Below are 19,501 nucleotides of genomic sequence, written 5' to 3'. Positions count from 1 at the left end.
TCCCAATTCGGGGTTTACCAACTTGCTTTTTTTACACCAGGAATTTGACCCTTATAAGCTAGTTCACGGAAACAAATACGGCATAATTTGAATTTACGTAATACAGAGTGTGGACGTCCGCAACGTTCGCAACGTGTATACTCTTGTACTTTAAATTTTTGTGTGCGTTTTTGTTTCGCAATCATTGACTTTTTAGCCACATTTTCGCCTCCTTTACTTTTGGAACGGCATTCCGAATCCTGTTAATAACTCACGAGCTTCTTCGTCAGTATTAGCAGTAGTTACGATAACGATATCCATACCACGTACTTTACTTACTTTGTCGTAATCTATTTCAGGGAAAATTAATTGTTCTTTAACACCTAGAGTGTAGTTTCCACGACCATCAAATGATTTCTTTGAGATACCACGGAAGTCACGTACACGTGGAAGTGAAATTGAAACTAACTTATCTAAGAATTGATACATACGTTCACCACGTAATGTAACTTTTGCACCGATAGGCATTCCTTCACGAAGACGGAAACCAGCGATTGATTTTTTAGCTCTTGTTACAACTGGCTTTTGACCAGTGATAGCAGCTAATTCCTCTACTGCATTGTCTAATACTTTAGAGTTTTGAACAGCATCACCAATACCCATGTTGATAACGATTTTTTCTACTTTAGGAACCTGCATTACAGACTTATAGTTGAACTTACTCATAAGAGCAGGTGTGATTTCACTTTGGAATTTTTCTTTTAGGCGGTTCATGTAAGTACCTCCTTTCTTCATTTACTATTTATCTAAAAGTTCACCAGATTTTTTTGATACACGTACCTTTTTGCCATCTACTTCTTTGTAACCAACACGTGTCGGTGTACCAGACTTAGGATCTAATGGCATAACATTTGATACATGGATAGGTGCCTCTTGGCTAATGATTCCACCTTGTGGATTCACTTGAGACGGTTTTGAGTGTTTTTTAACGATATTAACGCCTTCTACAAGTACACGGTCTTTCTTTGGAAAGCTTTCAAGGATTACACCTTGTTTACCTTTATCTTTCCCTGAAATAACCTGAACTTTGTCACCCTTTTTTACATGCATCTATCTCGCACCTCCTTAAAGGCCAATCATTTTCGAATTATAGTACTTCTGGAGCTAATGAAACAATTTTCATAAAGTTGCTATCACGTAATTCACGCGCAACAGGACCGAAGATACGAGTTCCACGCGGACTCTTGTCATCACGGATAATAACGCAAGCATTTTCATCAAAACGGATGTATGTTCCGTCATTACGACGAACACCACGTTTCGTACGTACGATTACAGCTTTTACTACATCACCTTTTTTAACAACGCCACCTGGTGTTGCTTGTTTTACTGTACATACAATAACATCACCAATATTCGCTGTTTTACGACCAGAACCACCTAATACTTTAATAGTTAGTACTTCACGTGCTCCTGAATTGTCAGCAACCTTCAAACGAGTTTCTTGTTGAATCATTCATGAAACCTCCCTTCGGATTTTTGATTGATCCGAACAAAATATGATTAGATAATAACCGCTTGTTCTACTACCTCAACAAGACGGAAACGTTTTGTAGCAGATAATGGACGAGTCTCCATAATTTTTACGATGTCGCCAGTTTTCGCAACATTGTTTTCATCATGTGCTTTAAATTTCTTTGAATACTTTACGCGTTTGCCGTAAAGAGAATGTTTCTTATAGGTTTCTACAAGAACAGTGATCGTTTTATCCATTTTGTCAGATACAACACGTCCAGTATAGACTTTTCGTTGATTGCGTTCACTCACTATAGTAAACCTCCTTCCTGGTTATCGATTATTTACGACCGATTTCTCTTTCGCGGACTACTGTTTTCATGCGAGCGATTGATTTACGTACTTCACGGATACGTGCAGTGTTTTCAAGCTGACCAGTAGCTAGTTGAAAGCGAAGGTTAAATAATTCTTCTTTTAATGATTTTACTTTTTGTTCTATTTCGGCAGTGGTAAGGTCACGGATTTCATTAGCTTTCATTTGATTCACCACCAATTTCTTCACGTTTTACGAACTTAGTTTTAACTGGTAGTTTGTGAGATGCTAGACGAAGAGCTTCACGAGCTATTTCTTCAGATACACCAGCAATTTCAAACATTACTTTTCCAGGTTTAACAACAGCTACCCATCCTTCAGGAGCACCTTTACCGGAACCCATACGTACTTCAAGAGGTTTTGCTGTATATGGCTTAGATGGGAAAATTTTAATCCAAACTTTACCGCCACGTTTCATATAACGTGTCATAGCAATACGAGCAGCTTCGATTTGACGGTTTGTAATCCAAGAAGCTTCTTGAGCTTGTAAACCGTATTCGCCGAAATGAACTTCGGTACCACCTTTTGCTTGACCACGCATTTTTCCACGGTGTTCTCTGCGGTATTTAACGCGTTTAGGTAACAACATATTATTTTCCTCCTTCCACAGTTTTCTTCTTTGTAGGAAGGACTTCTCCACGATAGATCCATACCTTTACGCCGATCTTTCCATAAGTTGTATCAGCTTCAGCAGTACCGTAATCGATGTCTGCACGAAGTGTATGAAGTGGAACTGTACCTTCACTGTAGTGTTCTGCACGAGCGATATCAGCTCCGCCTAAACGACCTGAAGTTTGTGTTTTAATACCTTTAGCACCAGCACGCATAGCACGTTGGATAGCTTGCTTTTGTGCACGACGGAATGATACACGATTTTCTAATTGACGAGCAATATTCTCTGCAACTAGAGTAGCATCGATGTCAGCTCTTTTAATTTCAAGGATATTAATGTGTACACGTTTGCCAGTTAATTGATTTAAAGCTTTACGAAGTGCTTCAACTTCTGTACCACCTTTACCAATTACCATACCTGGTTTAGCAGTATGGACAGTAACGTTAATACGATTAGCTGCACGTTCGATCTCAATTTTAGAAACAGAAGCATCACTTAAACGTTTTGTGATATACTCACGTACTTTAAGATCTTCATGTAATAAATCTGCATAGTCTTTTCCTGCGTACCATTTTGACTCCCAATCACGGATAATCCCAACACGCAGTCCGACTGGATTAACTTTTTGACCCACTACTTATCCCTCCTTCTTTTCTGATACCACGATTGTAATGTGGCTAGTGCGTTTGTTAATTTGACTTGCACGTCCCATAGCTCTTGGACGGAATCTTTTTAATGTTGGACCTTCGTTTACATATGCCTCAGTAATAACTAGGTTATTAGCGTCCATTTCGTAGTTATGCTCTGCATTCGCAATCGCAGAATTTAATACTTTTTCCACAACTGGAGAAGCAGCTTTTGGTGTAAGACGTAGAATTGCAATTGCTTCACCTACTTGCTTGCCTCGAATTAAATCTGCTACTAGTCGAACCTTACGAGGAGCAATACGAACTGTTCTCGCAACAGCTTTAGCTTGCATAGATAATCCTCCTCTCATTAACGTCTTGTTTTCTTATCGTCATTTGCATGGCCTTTGTAAGTACGAGTTGGTGCAAATTCACCAAGTTTGTGACCTACCATATCTTCAGTAACATAGACCGGTACGTGTTTACGACCATCATATACCGCGATTGTATGACCAATAAATTGAGGGAAAATAGTAGAACGACGAGACCAAGTTTTAATTACTTGCTTCTTTTCAGAGTCGTTAGCCTTCTCAATTTTATTCATTAAGTGGTCATCTACAAAAGGTCCTTTTTTTAAGCTGCGTCCCATAAGTGAACCTCCCTTCGTGATTGCGTACGGTTCTTAAGTGAACCGCAGCAAATCCCGTTATTTTTTACGACGACGTACGATAAATTTATCTGATTTGTTTTTCTTCTTACGAGTCTTGAATCCAAGAGTTGGTTTACCCCATGGAGACATTGGTGACTTACGTCCGATTGGCGCTTTACCTTCACCACCACCGTGTGGGTGATCATTAGGGTTCATTACAGATCCACGTACTGTTGGGCGTTTGCCTAACCAACGAGAACGACCTGCTTTACCAATATTAACAAGTTCATGTTGTTCGTTACCTACTTGACCTACTGTAGCACGACAAGTAGCAAGAATCATACGAACTTCACCAGATGTTAAACGTACAAGTACATATTTTCCTTCTTTACCAAGTACTTGTGCAGAAGTACCAGCAGAACGAACTAATTGTCCACCTTTACCAGGTTTAAGTTCGATGTTGTGGATAACTGTACCTACTGGAATGTTTGTTAATGGTAGTGCGTTACCGATCTTGATATCAGCTTCAGGACCTGAAACTACCTCCATACCTACTTTTAGGTTTTTTGGAGCAAGAATGTAACGTTTTTCTCCATCAGCATAATTGACTAATGCAATGTTCGCTGAACGGTTTGGATCATATTCGATTGTAGCAACGCGTCCTGGTATACCATCTTTATCACGTTTAAAGTCGATTACACGGTATTGACGCTTATGACCGCCACCTTGATGACGTACTGTTAATTTACCTTGGTTATTACGTCCACCTTTTCTGTGTAAAGGCGCAAGTAATGATTTTTCTGGTCTGTCTGTAGTGATTTCAGCGAAATCAAGAGTTGTCATATTACGACGACCATTAGAGGTTGGTTTGTATTTTTTAATCGCCATCTCTATTTCCCTCCTTCTCTATAAAATTAAACTTCAAAGAATTCGATTTCTTTGCTATCTGCAGTTAATTTAACGATTGCTTTTCTGCGACGATTTGTGTAACCACTGTGACGTCCTACACGCTTGAACTTACCTTTGTAGTTCATGATGTTAACTTTTTCAACCTTCACACCAAAGATTTGCTGTATAGCATCTTTAACTTCAGTTTTATTAGATTTCACGTCAACTTCAAACGTATATTTCTTTTCAGCCATAAGGTCTGATGAACGTTCAGTAATAACAGGGCTCTTAATAATATCACGAGGATCTTTCATTATGCGAGCACCTCCTCTACTTTTTCCACCGCAGCTTTAGTAATCACAAGCTTATCATGGTTTAGAACATCAAGAACACTTACTCCGTTAGCAGTAACAACAGTTACTCCTGGAATATTACGAGCTGAAAGTTCAACTGCTTCGTTTACATCAGCAGTTACGATTAACGCTTTGCGTTCTACGTTTAACCCTTTCAGTACCGCAACCATGTCTTTTGTTTTAGGAGTTTCTAATAGTAGATTGTCTAATACTAGAATGTTTTCCTCTAACACCTTAGTTGATAAAGCTGATTTGATTGCTAAACGGCGTACTTTTTTAGGTAATTTATAGCTATAACTTCTTGGAGTAGGACCGAATACTGTTCCACCGCCACGCCATTGTGGTGAACGAATAGAACCTTGACGAGCGCGACCGGTACCTTTTTGGCGCCATGGCTTACGTCCTCCGCCTGCTACTTCAGAACGAATCTTTGTTTTATGAGTTCCTTGACGTAAGGAAGCTCTTTGCATAATTACTGCATCAAATAATACTTGTTGATTTGGCTCTACACCGAATACAGAATCGTTTAATTCGATTTCTCCAACAGCTGAACCAGTTTGGTTATACAATGATACTTTAGGCATTCAATTTTCCTCCTTTCCTAGTAAATTACTTCGCTTTAACAGCACTTTTAATAGTAATTACTGATTTTCTCGCACCCGGTACATTACCTTTTACTAGAAGAAGATTACGCTCTGTATCTACTTTCACGATTTCTAAGTTTTGTACTGTGATACGCTCTCCACCCATACGTCCAGGTAAAAGTTTGTTTTTGAATACACGGTTAGGCGCTACAGGTCCCATTGAACCAGGGCGACGGTGATAACGTGAACCATGAGACATAGGTCCGCGAGATTGTCCGTGACGCTTGATTGCACCTTGGAATCCTTTACCCTTTGATATTCCTGTTACATCTACAATATCTCCTTCAGCGAAGATATCAACTTTGACTTCTTGACCAACTTCTAACTCATCTAAGTTTGCTCCACGTAATTCACGAACGAAGCGCTTAGGTGCAGTGTTTGCTTTAGCAGCATGGCCCTTTTCAGGTTTGTTTGAAAGCTTTTCTCTTTTATCTTCAAAACCGATTTGAACAGCTTCGTATCCATCAGTTTCAGCAGATTTCTTTTGAAGAACTACGTTTGGAGTAGCTTCGATTACAGTTACGGGAACAAGCTCACCATTACCTACGAACACTTGAGTCATACCAATTTTTCTTCCTAAGATTCCTTTGGTCATTAGTCACACCTCCTATAATATTTACAATATATTTCATTTAAAATTAAAGTTTGATTTCAATATCAACACCAGACGGTAGATCTAAACGCATCAATGAATCAACAGTTTGTGGTGTTGGGTTAATGATATCGATTAAGCGTTTATGTGTACGCATTTCGAATTGCTCACGAGAATCTTTGTACTTGTGAACAGCACGAAGAATCGTATAAACAGACTTCTCAGTTGGAAGTGGTATCGGACCTGAAACTGCTGCCCCAGAACGTTTTGCTGTTTCTACGATTTTTTCTGCAGATTGATCAAGAATTCGGTGATCATATGCTTTTAAACGAATACGAATTTTTTGTTTTGCCATTATTTTCCCTCCTTTATCGCCTACTTTTAAAATAGACCTTCTCCGTGGAAATTTCCTTACACTCGCCATGGCAAAGCGGCCGGGTGTATCAGCAACCTTCCACATCATCGCAGTCAAAGACCAACATTGTCTATTATACATAAAACAAAATACAATTGCAACATATTCTTTGTTTTATGCACGTGTTTCGCACTTTTTAAATTATACACACCTAGTTATGACATTTCAACCTACGATGCGAATTAATTTTACGTTAGATTATGGAAATAAAGATTATGACTCTTTCTCACATCTAAAAGTACGGATCTTGTTTGAATTTACTGCCCAAAAAAACAGGTGGGTTTCCCCACCTGTTTTTAAAGATATATTATTTATTATTCTTGGATTGAAGCAACAACGCCAGCTCCAACTGTACGTCCACCTTCACGAATAGAGAACTTAGTTCCGTCTTCGATCGCAACTGGAGCGATTAGTTCAACTGTCATTTCAATGTTGTCACCAGGCATTACCATTTCAACACCTTCTGGAAGGTTACAAATTCCAGTTACATCAGTTGTACGGAAGTAGAACTGTGGGCGGTAGTTTGAGAAGAATGGAGTATGACGTCCACCTTCTTCTTTTGATAATACATAAACTTCAGCCTTGAATTTTGTGTGTGGCTTAATTGTACCTGGCTTAGCAAGTACTTGTCCACGTTGGATGTCTTCACGAGCAACACCACGAAGTAGTGCACCGATGTTGTCACCAGCTTCAGCAAAATCAAGAAGCTTACGGAACATTTCAACTCCAGTTACTGTAGTTGATTTTGGCTCTTCAGTTAAACCGATGATTTCTACAACTTCACCAACTTTAATTTGTCCACGCTCAACACGTCCAGTAGCAACTGTTCCACGACCAGTGATTGAGAATACATCCTCAACTGGCATCATGAATGGCTTTTCAGTGTCACGTTGTGGGTTAGGAATGTACTCATCAACAGCAGCCATTAATTCGATAATTTTTTCTTCCCACTCAGCATCTCCTTCAAGAGCTCTAAGTGCAGAACCTTTAATTACTGGAATATCATCACCAGGGAAGTCATATTCAGAAAGAAGGTCACGAACTTCCATTTCAACTAATTCTAGTAATTCTTCGTCGTCTACCATATCACACTTGTTCATGAATACAACAAGGTAAGGTACACCTACTTGACGAGAAAGAAGGATGTGCTCACGAGTTTGTGGCATTGGACCATCAGCTGCAGATACAACTAAGATACCGCCGTCCATTTGAGCAGCACCAGTGATCATGTTTTTAACATAGTCAGCATGTCCTGGGCAGTCAACGTGTGCATAGTGACGATTGTCAGTTTCGTATTCAACGTGTGCAGTAGAAATTGTAATTCCACGCTCACGTTCTTCTGGAGCACCATCGATTTGATCATAAGCCATTGCTACACCTTTACCGCTTCTTTTTGCAAGAACGGAAGTAATAGCAGCTGTTAAAGTAGTTTTACCATGGTCAACGTGTCCAATTGTACCAATATTAGCATGTGGTTTCGAACGGTCAAATTTCTCTTTTCCCATTTGAAAAGCCTCCTTAAGTATTTGTAATTTTATTAGTAAGTATGATATGCCTGAAAGTGAGATAACCCTCACTTTCTAGGCCTACATAAGTAGTTATACTTTAAGTAAAGATGAAAATCAATTATTCACCTTTATTTTTTTTAATAATTTCTTCAGAAATTGATTTTGGTACTTCTTCATAGTGATCGAAGTGCATAGTGAATACTCCACGACCTTGTGTGTTAGAACGTAATGAAGTTGCGTAACCAAACATCTCAGAAAGTGGAACCATCGCACGTACTACTTGAGCATTACCGCGTGCTTCCATACCTTCTACACGACCACGACGAGAAGTGATACCACCCATAATATCACCCATGTATTCCTCAGGAATAACTACCTCGACCCTCATTACAGGCTCAAGGATAACCGGGTTACATTTTGATGCAGCGTTCTTAAGAGCCATTGAAGCAGCAATTTTAAACGCCATTTCACTTGAGTCAACATCATGGTAAGAACCATCGTAAAGTTTAGCTTTGATATCTACTAATGGATAGCCAGCTAGAACCCCTCTTTCAAGAGAGTCTTCCAACCCAGCTTGTACAGCAGGAATGTATTCGCGTGGAACAACCCCACCGACGATTGCATTTTCAAATTCAAAACCTTTACCTTCTTCGTTTGGTGCAAATTCGATCCAAACGTGTCCGTATTGACCACGTCCACCTGATTGGCGAGCAAATTTACCCTCAACCTGTGCAGAGCTGCGGAACGTTTCACGATAAGCAACCTGAGGAGCACCTACATTTGCTTCTACTTTAAATTCACGCTTCATACGATCTACTAGAATATCTAGGTGTAATTCACCCATTCCAGCAATGATTGTTTGACCTGTTTCTTGGTCAGTATGAGCTCTGAAAGTAGGATCTTCTTCTTGTAGTTTTTGTAAAGCTTGTCCCATTTTATCTTGGTCAGCTTTAGACTTAGGCTCAACAGAAAGTTGAATAACTGGTTCTGGGAATGTCATGGACTCTAGAATTACTAGACTCTTTTCGTCACATAACGTATCACCAGTAGTAGTATCCTTTAAACCTACAGCTGCTGCAATGTCCCCTGCATAAACAGTTGAGATTTCTTCACGGCTGTTTGCGTGCATTTGTAGAATACGACCAACACGTTCACGCTTTCCTTTTGTTGAGTTTTGTACATATGATCCTGAATTTAATGTACCTGAATACACACGGAAGAATGTTAACTTACCAACATAAGGATCTGTCATTACTTTAAATGCTAGAGCTGCGAATGGCTCATTGTCATCTGAATGACGTTCAACTTCTTCTTCTGAATCTGGAACATGACCTTTAATTGATTCTACATCAGTTGGAGCTGGAAGATAGTCAATTACAGCATCAAGCATTTTTTGAACACCTTTGTTCTTAAATGCTGTCCCACATAAAACAGGATAAAATTCTACATTAATGGTACCTTGACGAATAGCAGCTTTTAGCTCTTCGTTAGAGATTTCTTCTCCACCAAGATATTTTTCCATTAACTCTTCATCTAATTCAGCAACTGCTTCCATTAGCTTTTCACGGTACTCGTTAGCTTGGTCAACATATTCTTCAGGAATATCTCCCTCTTCGATTTCAGTTCCGAGGTCGTTACCATAGAACGTTGCTTTCATTTCGATTAGGTCAATGATCCCTTTAAATTGGTCTTCTGCACCAATTGGTAATTGAATAGGATGCGCATTAGCTTGAAGGCGGTCATGAATTGTGCCTACAGAGTACAAGAAGTCAGCACCAATCTTGTCCATTTTGTTTACGAATACAATACGTGGTACTCCGTAAGTTGTAGCTTGTCTCCAAACTGTTTCAGTTTGTGGTTCAACACCAGACTGTGCATCTAGAACTGTTACAGCACCATCAAGTACACGAAGTGAACGTTCAACCTCTACAGTGAAGTCTACGTGTCCTGGTGTATCGATGATGTTAACACGGTGATTCTTCCATGAAGCTGTTGTAGCAGCAGAAGTAATCGTGATACCACGTTCTTGTTCTTGCTCCATCCAGTCCATTTGAGAAGCACCTTCGTGAGTCTCACCGATTTTATGAATTTTACCAGTGTAATAAAGGATACGCTCAGTTGTTGTTGTCTTACCAGCATCAATGTGCGCCATGATCCCAATATTACGAGTCTTTTCTAAGGAGAACTCTCTTGCCATTTGGGTCTTTCTCCTTTCCTATGTTAAGTATAGTTTTATGGAAGTATGGCTCTGTTAAATAGTTTAACAGAGCTCTTCTATCAAATGTGCTCATGCGACACACCCTAGTTAGATAACTAGAGTAGTGTGCCCACAAACATTAACTTTAGACAACGATATGTTAAATAAAGTTTTTATTTTACCAACGGTAGTGAGCAAACGCTTTGTTCGCTTCTGCCATTTTATGTGTATCTTCACGTTTCTTAACTGATGCACCACTATTGTTAGCTGCATCAAGAATTTCGTTAGCTAAACGCTCATCCATCGTTTTTTCACCACGAAGACGTGCATAGTTTACTAACCAACGTAAACCTAAAGTAGTACGACGGTCTGGGCGAACTTCAACAGGAACTTGATAGTTTGCACCACCTACACGACGTGCTCTTACTTCAAGTACAGGCATGATGTTTTTGATTGCTTGTTCAAACACTTCCATTGCATCCTTACCTGAACGTTGCTGAACGATTTCAAACGCATTATATAAAATCGCTTGTGATTTACCTCTTTTTCCATCAACCATCATTTTGTTGATTAAACGAGTTACAAGCTTTGAATTATAAATTGGATCTGGTAATACATCTCTCTTAGCTACAGGTCCTTTACGAGGCATTAATATTTCCTCCTTTCAGTCTTGATTATGTTAGTCTATTATTTTTTTGCTGCTTTTGGTCTCTTAGTACCATATTTAGAACGACCTTGCATACGATTATTAACACCAGCAGTGTCTAATGCACCACGAACGATGTGATAACGTACCCCCGGTAAGTCCTTAACACGTCCTCCACGGATTAGTACAACACTGTGCTCTTGTAGGTTGTGACCAATTCCTGGGATGTAAGCAGTAACCTCAATTCCGTTTGTTAAACGTACACGAGCATACTTACGAAGTGCTGAGTTCGGCTTCTTAGGAGTCATAGTACCAACACGAGTACAAACACCACGTTTTTGAGGTGAAGTTGCGTTAGTTTGTGACTTTTTGAAGCTGTTATAACCTTTATTTAACGCAGGAGAGTCGGATTTTTGAACTTTTGATTCACGACCCTTACGAATTAATTGGTTAATTGTAGGCATTTTTGTTTCCTCCCTTCTCTTTTCATCAAGACCACATATCCAGGTGGTTCATTTTTTAGCAAAAAACAAAGTTCTTGTAGATCTCTAACTCCACAAAAACAGTTTTTAATAAATAATGGCTACAGCTGAAGCTCCAACCTCGATTCCACAAGCCTTTCCAAGCTTTTTCATGGAATCTACTTTATAGACAGGAATTTGTTGTTCACCAGCTAGTTGTAATACTTTATTGATTACACGCCGATCAGCATCTTCTGCCACAACTACTTCCGATACTTCATTTGACTGGATTGCCTTTGCTGTTTGCTTAGTACCAATAATAATCTTCTTTGCCTGTAATACTTTTTCATAAGACATAAAAACATCCTCCAAAGTATCAGGTTAAAGGAGCACCTTAGCTATATTAACACCCTAAGATGAGGATGTCAACTAGATGTGAATAAAATTATTTCATCCTCCAGTAGACATCCATTGTCTTAGAAATGCTCTTCTACCCTTTATTCAACGCCTACAGTATCCTCATGTTGTTCAACAACAACAGGTTCTGCACGACGATATCGGTTCATACCTGTACCTGCCGGAACTAGTTTACCAATAATTACATTTTCTTTTAACCCTAGTAATTCATCTCGTTTACCTTTAATTGCTGCGTCCGTTAACACACGCGTTGTTTCTTGGAATGATGCAGCAGATAAGAATGAGTCAGTTTCTAAGGAAGCTTTTGTAATTCCTAATAGTACCGGTCTACCAGTAGCTGGTGCTTTGCCTTCAAGTAGTACCTTTGTATTTGCATCTGTAAATTGATGTATGTCAAGCAATGAACCTGGTAATACGTCAGTATCCCCAGCATCAGTGACTCTTACTTTTCGAAGCATTTGTCTAACCATTACTTCGACGTGCTTATCACCAATTTCAACACCCTGCATACGATATACCTTTTGAACTTCTTTTAATAGATATTCTTGAACAGCCGTACTATTTGTAACCTTTAATAGTTCCTTAGGATCAATTGAACCTTCCGTTAATACCTGACCACTCTCAACTTGTTGACCTTCCGTCACTTTTAATCGAGCACTATAAGGCGCAGTGTATGAACGTGATTCAACGTCACCTTGGATAACAATTTCCTGCTGTCTATCTTTCACTTCATTTATTGAAGTTATTACACCGTTAATTTCAGTAATAACGGCTTGCCCTTTTGGATTTCTCGCTTCAAATAATTCTTGAATACGAGGTAAACCTTGGGTAATATCGTCTCCTGCAACCCCACCAGTATGGAACGTACGCATTGTAAGCTGAGTTCCCGGTTCTCCAATTGACTGAGCTGCAATAATACCTACTGCCTCACCAACTTCAACCTCTGATCCTGTTGCTAGGTTACGCCCATAACATTTTTTACAGACACCATGTCGTGTGTTACAAGTGAATGCAGAACGAATCGTTACAGTTTCAACACCAGCATCGACTATTGTCTTTGCTATATCTTCTGTAATTAAATCATTTTCTGCTACTAATATTTCATTGGTTTCAGGATGAACTACTTTCTTTCTTGCATAACGACCTTCTAATCGTTCTTCAAGAGGTTCAATAATTTCTGTACCTTCTTTCAATGATCCTACGAGTAATCCACGATCGGTACCACAGTCATCTTCACGTACAATTACATCTTGGGCAACGTCTACTAAACGTCTAGTTAAATAACCAGAGTCAGCCGTCTTTAAGGCTGTATCCGCAAGTCCTTTACGCGCACCATGTGTTGAGATGAAGTATTCAAGTACTGTTAAACCTTCACGGAAACTTGATTTGATTGGAAGTTCAATAATACGTCCAGCCGGGTTCGCCATTAGACCACGCATACCAGCTAACTGAGTAAAGTTAGATGCATTACCACGGGCACCAGAGTCACTCATCATAAAGATTGGGTTGCGCTTATCAAGTGAGGCCATTAGCTTCCCTTGGATTGTATCTTTAGCAGCACTCCAAATAGAGATAACTCGGTCATAACGTTCATCTTCTGTAATTAAACCACGTCTGAACTGTTTTAACACATTGTCAACCTTCGCCTGGGCTTGTGTTAAGATTTCTTCTTTTTCAGCTAATACGACAATGTCAGCTACACCAACGGTAATACCAGCTTTTGTTGAGTACTTAAAACCAAGATCCTTCATGCGGTCAAGCATTTTGGAGGTTTCCGTAATCTTAAAACGTTTAAATACTTCAGCAATAATATTACCAAGTATTTTCTTTTTGAATGGATCTATTTGTTCTTGACTTTGAATAATTTCTTTTACATTCGCACCTTTAGGGATGAAATATCTCTCAGGTGTTTTAACCTCAAGGTTTGTTTTAGTAGGTTCATTTATATACGGGAATGATTCTGGAAGAATCTCGTTGAATATTAACTTACCTACTGTTGTCATTAACAACATATTGTTTTGTTCTTCAGTAAATGTTTGGTTCTTTAAGGAACCTGCATGTACTGCAACCCTTGTATGAAGATGAACATAGCCATTTTGATAAGCAAGAATCGCTTCATTTGTATCCTTAAACACCATTCCTTCACCAACAGCACCAGGACGCTCTAGTGTTAGATAATAGTTACCTAATACCATATCCTGTGATGGCGTAACAACAGGCTTACCGTCTTTAGGGTTAAGGATGTTTTGTGCAGCCAACATTAACAGTCTAGCTTCAGCTTGCGCTTCGGCAGATAGTGGTACGTGAACAGCCATTTGGTCACCGTCAAAGTCTGCATTATATGCCGTACATACAAGTGGATGCAAACGGATTGCACGACCTTCAACTAATGTTGGTTCGAACGCTTGAATACCCAATCGGTGTAATGTAGGTGCACGGTTTAGTAGAACCGGATGCTCCTTAATAACAGATTCAAGTACATCCCAGACCTCTGGTTGTACACGTTCAATTTTGCGTTTTGCACTTTTTATATTGTGAGCAAGTCCTTTTTCGACTAACTCTTTCATAACAAACGGCTTAAATAGCTCTAAAGCCATTTCTTTTGGTAAACCACATTGGTACATTTTGAGGTTCGGTCCTACTACGATTACTGAACGTCCTGAATAGTCAACACGTTTTCCTAATAGGTTCTGACGGAAACGACCTTGTTTACCTTTTAACATATGAGAAAGTGACTTTAACGGACGGTTACCTGGACCTGTAACAGGTCTACCACGACGTCCATTGTCTATTAAAGCATCAACTGCTTCTTGAAGCATACGTTTTTCGTTTTGAACGATAATGCTAGGTGCACCAAGGTCCAAAAGACGTTTCAAACGATTATTACGGTTAATTACTCGTCTATACAAATCATTTAGATCTGAAGTTGCAAATCGTCCACCATCTAACTGAACCATAGGTCTTAATTCAGGTGGTATAACTGGTAGAACATCTAGGATCATCCATGATGGTTCATTACCAGAATTACGGAAAGCTTCTAGTACTTCTAGACGTTTAATAGCACGCGTTCTTCTTTGGCCTTGAGAAGTTTTCAATTCCTCTTTCAAGCCACTTACTTCCTTTTCAAGGTCGATATCAAACAGAAGTTTTCTTATTGCTTCAGCTCCCATTGACGCTTGGAAAGTGTTCCCGTACTTTTCACGATATGCACGATATTCCTTTTCAGATAGCAATTGCTTTTTATCTAAAGGAGTATCTCCAGTTTCTGTTACAACATAAGAGGCAAAGTAAATTACTTCTTCAAGAGCACGCGGAGACATATCTAAGACAAGTCCCATACGGCTTGGAATTCCTTTAAAATACCAAATGTGTGATACAGGTGCAGCAAGTTCAATATGTCCCATACGCTCACGACGGACTTTTGCACGAGTAACCTCTACGCCACATCGGTCACATACAACACCTTTATATCGAACACGCTTATACTTTCCACAGTGACATTCCCAGTCCTTTTGCGGACCAAAAATACGTTCACAGAATAAACCATCTTTTTCTGGTTTTAGAGTACGATAATTAATTGTTTCTGGCTTCTTCACTTCACCAAATGACCATGAACGGATTTTATCTGGTGATGCGAGACCAATGCTCATGTATTCAAAATTATTAACATCTAGCAAGGGGCCTACCTCCCTTTTGATCTTCAGGATTACCCTAATTGACCTATATGCTCAATGAGTGTTAATTCGTAAGTATTGTTCAAGATTCTAGCGGAAGTGAAGCGTCGACAAACCCACACATAGTGGAGTTCGTGTCGACGCATTCTCTTTCACCTATTTATTTGAACATGTACTTTTATTCTTTTACAACTGCATTCTTTTCTAGTTCTGAATCGCTAGGTTGGTCAGTATCAAGGGAGATACCCTCTGATTGACTAGCCTCTTCATCATCTTCAAGATCACGCATTTCGATTTCTTGTTCATCACCTGAAAGGATCTTCACATCCATACCAAGTGACTGTAATTCTTTTATTAATACCTTAAATGATTCAGGGACACCAGGTTCTGGTACATTTTCACCCTTCACAATTGCTTCATATGTCTTCACACGACCTACGACATCGTCTGATTTAACAGTTAAGATTTCCTGTAATGTGTAAGCTGCACCATAAGCTTCAAGTGCCCATACCTCCATCTCACCAAAACGTTGTCCACCGAACTGTGCTTTACCACCAAGTGGTTGTTGCGTTACAAGTGAATAAGGTCCAGTTGAACGAGCATGAAGTTTGTCATCAACCATATGTGCTAGCTTAATCATATACATGACACCAACAGATACACGATTGTCAAACGGCTCACCCGTTCTTCCGTCGTATAGTACTGTTTTTGCATCACGTGACATACCAGCTTCCTCGAGAGTATCCCAAACATCCGATTCACTCGCTCCATCAAATACCGGTGAAGCAACATGAATGCCTAGATATCTAGCAGCCATACCTAAGTGTAGCTCTAGCACCTGACCGATGTTCATACGTGATGGAACCCCTAACGGATTTAACATGATATCAATCGGTGTTCCATCCGGAAGATATGGCATATCCTCTTCTGGAAGAATTCTCGAAATTACCCCTTTATTTCCGTGGCGTCCAGCCATTTTATCGCCTTCGTGAATCTTACGTTTCTGTACGATATATACACGAACGAGCTGATTTACGCCTGGTGGTAATTCATCACCGTCTTCACGGTTAAATACTTTAACATCTAGGATAATTCCTCCACCACCATGTGGTACGCGAAGGGACGTATCCCGAACCTCACGAGCTTTTTCTCCGAAGATCGCATGTAAAAGACGTTCTTCTGCAGTTAACTCAGTTACTCCTTTAGGTGTAACTTTACCAACTAATAAATCTCCATCTTTTACTTCTGCACCCACACGAATAATTCCTCGCTCATCAAGATTGCGCAAAGCATCTTCACCAACATTTGGAATATCGCGTGTGATTTCTTCAGGTCCCAGCTTCGTATCACGTGACTCAGATTCATACTCTTCTATATGAATAGATGTATAGACATCATCTTTTACAAGTCTTTCGCTCATAATGATAGCATCTTCATAGTTGTAGCCATCCCAAGTCATAAAACCAACAAGAACATTACGTCCTAACGCTAGCTCACCTTTTTCCATTGAAGGACCATCTGCAAGGATTTCTCCTTTTACAACCTCGTCTCCAACCGAAACGATCGGACGTTGGTTATAACAAGTTCCTTGGTTGGAACGGATAAATTTAAGCATACGATACTTATCAAGGTCACCTTTTACCTTTTGGCCATCAACCTCTTCGTATCGTCTAACCCAAACTTGCTTCGCTTCCACATGTTCAACAATACCAGGATTTTTACAGATAACTGCAGCACCAGAGTCTTTACCTGATACATACTCCATACCAGTACCTACAATTGGTGCTTCTGGTTGCATAAGCGGCACTGCCTGACGTTGCATGTTCGCTCCCATTAGCGCACGGTTCGAGTCATCGTTCTCTAAGAAAGGAATACATGCAGTCGCTGCAGAAACAACTTGCTTAGGAGATACATCCATGTAATCAATTCGATCACGATTTACAACTGTGTTCTCACCTTTAAAACGCGCAACAACATCATCATCTAAGAAAGAGCCATCATCATCCAAACGAGCATTCGCCTGCGCGACAACATAATTATCCTCTTCGTCTGCAGTTAGGTAATCAATACGTGCTGTTACCTTTCCTGTTTCCGGATCGACTCTTCTATATGGCGTTTCAATAAACCCAAATCGATTTACTTTCGCATATGAAGATAGAGAGTTAATTAACCCAATGTTTGGACCTTCCGGAGTTTCAATCGGACACATACGGCCATAGTGGGAATAGTGAACGTCACGAACTTCAAACCCTGCTCGTTCACGAGTTAGTCCTCCAGGCCCTAATGCTGAAAGTCTTCTTTTATGTGTTAATTCCGCCAATGGATTTGTTTGATCCATAAATTGTGACAGCTGCGAACTTCCGAAGAACTCTTTAATAGACGCAATCACAGGACGGATATTAATTAATTGTTGTGGAGTAATTGTATTCGTATCTTGAATGGACATTCTCTCACGAACAACACGTTCCATTCTTGATAACCCGATACGGAATTGGTTTTGAAGAAGTTCTCCAACCGAACGTAAACGACGGTTACCTAAATGGTCGATATCATCTGTATCCCCAACCTGATGTAACAGATTAAAGAAATAACTAATAGAAGATAAAATATCAGCTTGCGTAATATTCTTAACAGCTTCTTCTACATACGCATTTCCGATGACATTTATTACGTGTTCTCCATCTGGATCATTCGGAGCATAAATTTTAATAGATTGAAGCGTAATTTCTTCATCTATTACTCCACCTGATGGTTGAACGGATTTAAATCCAATCCCATTCTCTAAATACGGAATGATACGATCTAACGCTCTACGGTCAAGTAGAGTATCTTTTTCTACAATGATTTCACCCGTTTCTGGATCAACGAGAGTTTCTGCTAAACGTTGATTAAATAAACGGTTTTTAATATGAAGCTTTTTATTAATTTTGTAGCGACCTACACTTGCAAGGTCGTAACGCTTTGGATCAAAAAAGCGTGATTCTAATAAACTTTTTGCATTATCTACTGTCGGTGGTTCACCCGGACGTAGACGTTCATATATTTCGAGTAGTGCTTTTTCTGTACTCTCTGTGTTGTCTTTTTCAAGTGTGTTACGCAAGTATTCATTTTCACCAAACAAATCGATGATTTCTTGATCAGAGCCAAACCCAAGCGCGCGCAAAAGAACCGTAACCGGTAATTTTCTTGTACGATCTATACGAACGTAAACAACGTCCTTCGCATCTGTTTCGTACTCTAACCAGGCACCACGGTTTGGTATTACCGTAGCAGTAAAGCCGCGTTTTCCATTCTTATCAACCTTACCACTATAATAGACACTTGGTGAACGAACCAATTGAGAAACAATTACACGTTCCGCACCGTTGATAACGAACGTACCCGTTTCTGTCATGAGTGGGAAATCACCCATAAATACATCTTGATCTTTTACTTCACCAGTTTCTTTATTGATCAAACGCACCTTAACTCGAAGTGGCGCTGAATAAGTAACATCTCGCTCCTTAGTTTCTTCAACAGAATACTTCGGCTCACCTAAACTGTAATCAATGAACTCTAGAGAAAGGTTACCTGTAAAATCTTCAATTGGGGAAATATCTTGAAACATCTCCCTAAGACCCTCATCAAGAAACCACTGATAAGAAGAGGTTTGAATCTCAATAAGATTTGGTAATTCTAAAACTTCACTAATACGAGCATAACTTCTTCGTTGGCGGTGTCGTCCATACTGAACTAGTTGACCTGTCAACCCATTCACCCCTCATATCAAGCGTTATTAATCTTGCTAATTTATAAGTACTTACTAGTAACAAACTTCTACTTCAGAACTTAGTTAAATAGTAAGAAGTAAAAAATGAACCAAATTGATAGAAACCCCTTATGGCAACTATCAGAAATCACGTGACATATGTAAGTCAGACGTGCACTCGTTTTATGTCTAAATATGATACA

General features: G+C 39.6%; 22 protein-coding genes. All 22 read right to left on the bottom strand.

From position 1 onward, the window contains the following. Positions 1-14: 14 nt before the first annotated feature. The gene (gene rpsN / locus ACWNMY_RS11780; RefSeq protein WP_010285078.1) at positions 15-200 is read right to left on the bottom strand and encodes a 30S ribosomal protein S14; all 186 of its coding nucleotides are present in this window, start codon (positions 198-200) and stop codon (positions 15-17) included. A 13-nt stretch (positions 201-213) separates the two neighbouring features. After that, positions 214-753, bottom strand: a complete 540-nt coding sequence (gene rplE / locus ACWNMY_RS11775) for a 50S ribosomal protein L5 (RefSeq protein ID WP_449538486.1) — start codon at positions 751-753, stop codon at positions 214-216. Between the two features lie 24 nt (positions 754-777). After that, entirely contained in the window at positions 778-1,089 is a 312-nt protein-coding gene (gene rplX / locus ACWNMY_RS11770) for a 50S ribosomal protein L24 (protein WP_449538485.1), read from the bottom strand. 37 nt (positions 1,090-1,126) lie between these two features. Next, positions 1,127-1,495 (bottom strand): 50S ribosomal protein L14, encoded by a 369-nt coding sequence (rplN, locus tag ACWNMY_RS11765; RefSeq protein WP_058000134.1) that lies wholly within the window; start codon positions 1,493-1,495, stop codon positions 1,127-1,129. 47 nt (positions 1,496-1,542) lie between these two features. Beyond that, entirely contained in the window at positions 1,543-1,806 is a 264-nt protein-coding gene (gene rpsQ, locus ACWNMY_RS11760; RefSeq protein WP_449538484.1) for a 30S ribosomal protein S17, read from the bottom strand. 28 nt (positions 1,807-1,834) lie between these two features. Further along, entirely contained in the window at positions 1,835-2,032 is a 198-nt protein-coding gene (gene rpmC, locus ACWNMY_RS11755; RefSeq protein ID WP_010285065.1) for a 50S ribosomal protein L29, read from the bottom strand. Beyond that, positions 2,022-2,456: a 50S ribosomal protein L16 gene (gene rplP, locus ACWNMY_RS11750; RefSeq protein ID WP_010285062.1), complete on the bottom strand. Its 435-nt coding sequence runs from the start codon at positions 2,454-2,456 to the stop codon at positions 2,022-2,024. The genes rpmC and rplP overlap by 11 nt, the downstream gene beginning before the upstream one ends. Before the next feature lies 1 nt (position 2,457). Continuing rightward, the gene (gene rpsC, locus ACWNMY_RS11745) at positions 2,458-3,114 is read right to left on the bottom strand and encodes a 30S ribosomal protein S3 (RefSeq protein WP_449538483.1); all 657 of its coding nucleotides are present in this window, start codon (positions 3,112-3,114) and stop codon (positions 2,458-2,460) included. A 3-nt stretch (positions 3,115-3,117) separates the two neighbouring features. Continuing rightward, complete coding sequence (gene rplV, locus ACWNMY_RS11740; RefSeq protein WP_449538482.1) at positions 3,118-3,459, bottom strand: 50S ribosomal protein L22; 342 nt, start codon at positions 3,457-3,459, stop codon at positions 3,118-3,120. Between the two features lie 17 nt (positions 3,460-3,476). Continuing rightward, positions 3,477-3,755: a 30S ribosomal protein S19 gene (gene rpsS, locus ACWNMY_RS11735; RefSeq protein WP_449538481.1), complete on the bottom strand. Its 279-nt coding sequence runs from the start codon at positions 3,753-3,755 to the stop codon at positions 3,477-3,479. Positions 3,756-3,812: 57 nt separating this feature from the next. After that, the gene (gene rplB / locus ACWNMY_RS11730; RefSeq protein ID WP_449538480.1) at positions 3,813-4,643 is read right to left on the bottom strand and encodes a 50S ribosomal protein L2; all 831 of its coding nucleotides are present in this window, start codon (positions 4,641-4,643) and stop codon (positions 3,813-3,815) included. Positions 4,644-4,669: 26 nt separating this feature from the next. Further along, positions 4,670-4,957 carry a 50S ribosomal protein L23 gene (rplW, locus tag ACWNMY_RS11725; protein WP_449538479.1) on the bottom strand — a complete coding sequence of 96 codons (288 nt, stop codon included), beginning with the start codon at positions 4,955-4,957 and terminating at the stop codon, positions 4,670-4,672. Then, on the bottom strand, positions 4,957-5,580 hold the full coding sequence (gene rplD, locus ACWNMY_RS11720; protein ID WP_449538478.1) for a 50S ribosomal protein L4: 624 nt from the start codon (positions 5,578-5,580) through the stop codon (positions 4,957-4,959). Before rplD ends, rplW begins: the two co-directional genes overlap by 1 nt. Before the next feature lie 25 nt (positions 5,581-5,605). Continuing rightward, positions 5,606-6,235 carry a 50S ribosomal protein L3 gene (gene rplC / locus ACWNMY_RS11715; protein ID WP_449538477.1) on the bottom strand — a complete coding sequence of 210 codons (630 nt, stop codon included), beginning with the start codon at positions 6,233-6,235 and terminating at the stop codon, positions 5,606-5,608. A 43-nt stretch (positions 6,236-6,278) separates the two neighbouring features. Continuing rightward, a complete protein-coding gene (rpsJ, locus tag ACWNMY_RS11710; protein WP_003348621.1) occupies positions 6,279-6,587 on the bottom strand; it encodes a 30S ribosomal protein S10 in 309 nt (102 codons plus the stop codon). 374 nt (positions 6,588-6,961) lie between these two features. Further along, a complete protein-coding gene (gene tuf, locus ACWNMY_RS11705) occupies positions 6,962-8,152 on the bottom strand; it encodes an elongation factor Tu (protein WP_449538476.1) in 1,191 nt (396 codons plus the stop codon). 121 nt (positions 8,153-8,273) lie between these two features. Continuing rightward, positions 8,274-10,352, bottom strand: coding sequence for an elongation factor G (gene fusA / locus ACWNMY_RS11700; protein WP_449538475.1), 2,079 nt, complete (start codon positions 10,350-10,352; stop codon positions 8,274-8,276). A gap of 178 nt (positions 10,353-10,530) precedes the next feature. Beyond that, complete coding sequence (gene rpsG / locus ACWNMY_RS11695; protein ID WP_449538474.1) at positions 10,531-11,001, bottom strand: 30S ribosomal protein S7; 471 nt, start codon at positions 10,999-11,001, stop codon at positions 10,531-10,533. A gap of 38 nt (positions 11,002-11,039) precedes the next feature. Further along, the gene (gene rpsL, locus ACWNMY_RS11690) at positions 11,040-11,462 is read right to left on the bottom strand and encodes a 30S ribosomal protein S12 (RefSeq protein WP_099352736.1); all 423 of its coding nucleotides are present in this window, start codon (positions 11,460-11,462) and stop codon (positions 11,040-11,042) included. 105 nt (positions 11,463-11,567) lie between these two features. After that, complete coding sequence (locus ACWNMY_RS11685) at positions 11,568-11,816, bottom strand: 50S ribosomal protein L7ae-like protein (RefSeq protein WP_449538473.1); 249 nt, start codon at positions 11,814-11,816, stop codon at positions 11,568-11,570. 140 nt (positions 11,817-11,956) lie between these two features. After that, entirely contained in the window at positions 11,957-15,553 is a 3,597-nt protein-coding gene (gene rpoC, locus ACWNMY_RS11680; protein ID WP_449538472.1) for a DNA-directed RNA polymerase subunit beta', read from the bottom strand. 175 nt (positions 15,554-15,728) lie between these two features. Next, on the bottom strand, positions 15,729-19,298 hold the full coding sequence (gene rpoB / locus ACWNMY_RS11675) for a DNA-directed RNA polymerase subunit beta (protein WP_449538471.1): 3,570 nt from the start codon (positions 19,296-19,298) through the stop codon (positions 15,729-15,731). Between the last annotated feature and the right edge of the window lie 203 nt (positions 19,299-19,501).

Source organism: Ferdinandcohnia sp. Marseille-Q9671 (assembly GCF_976954385.1).
This window is presented reverse-complemented; position numbering and strand designations above follow the sequence as displayed.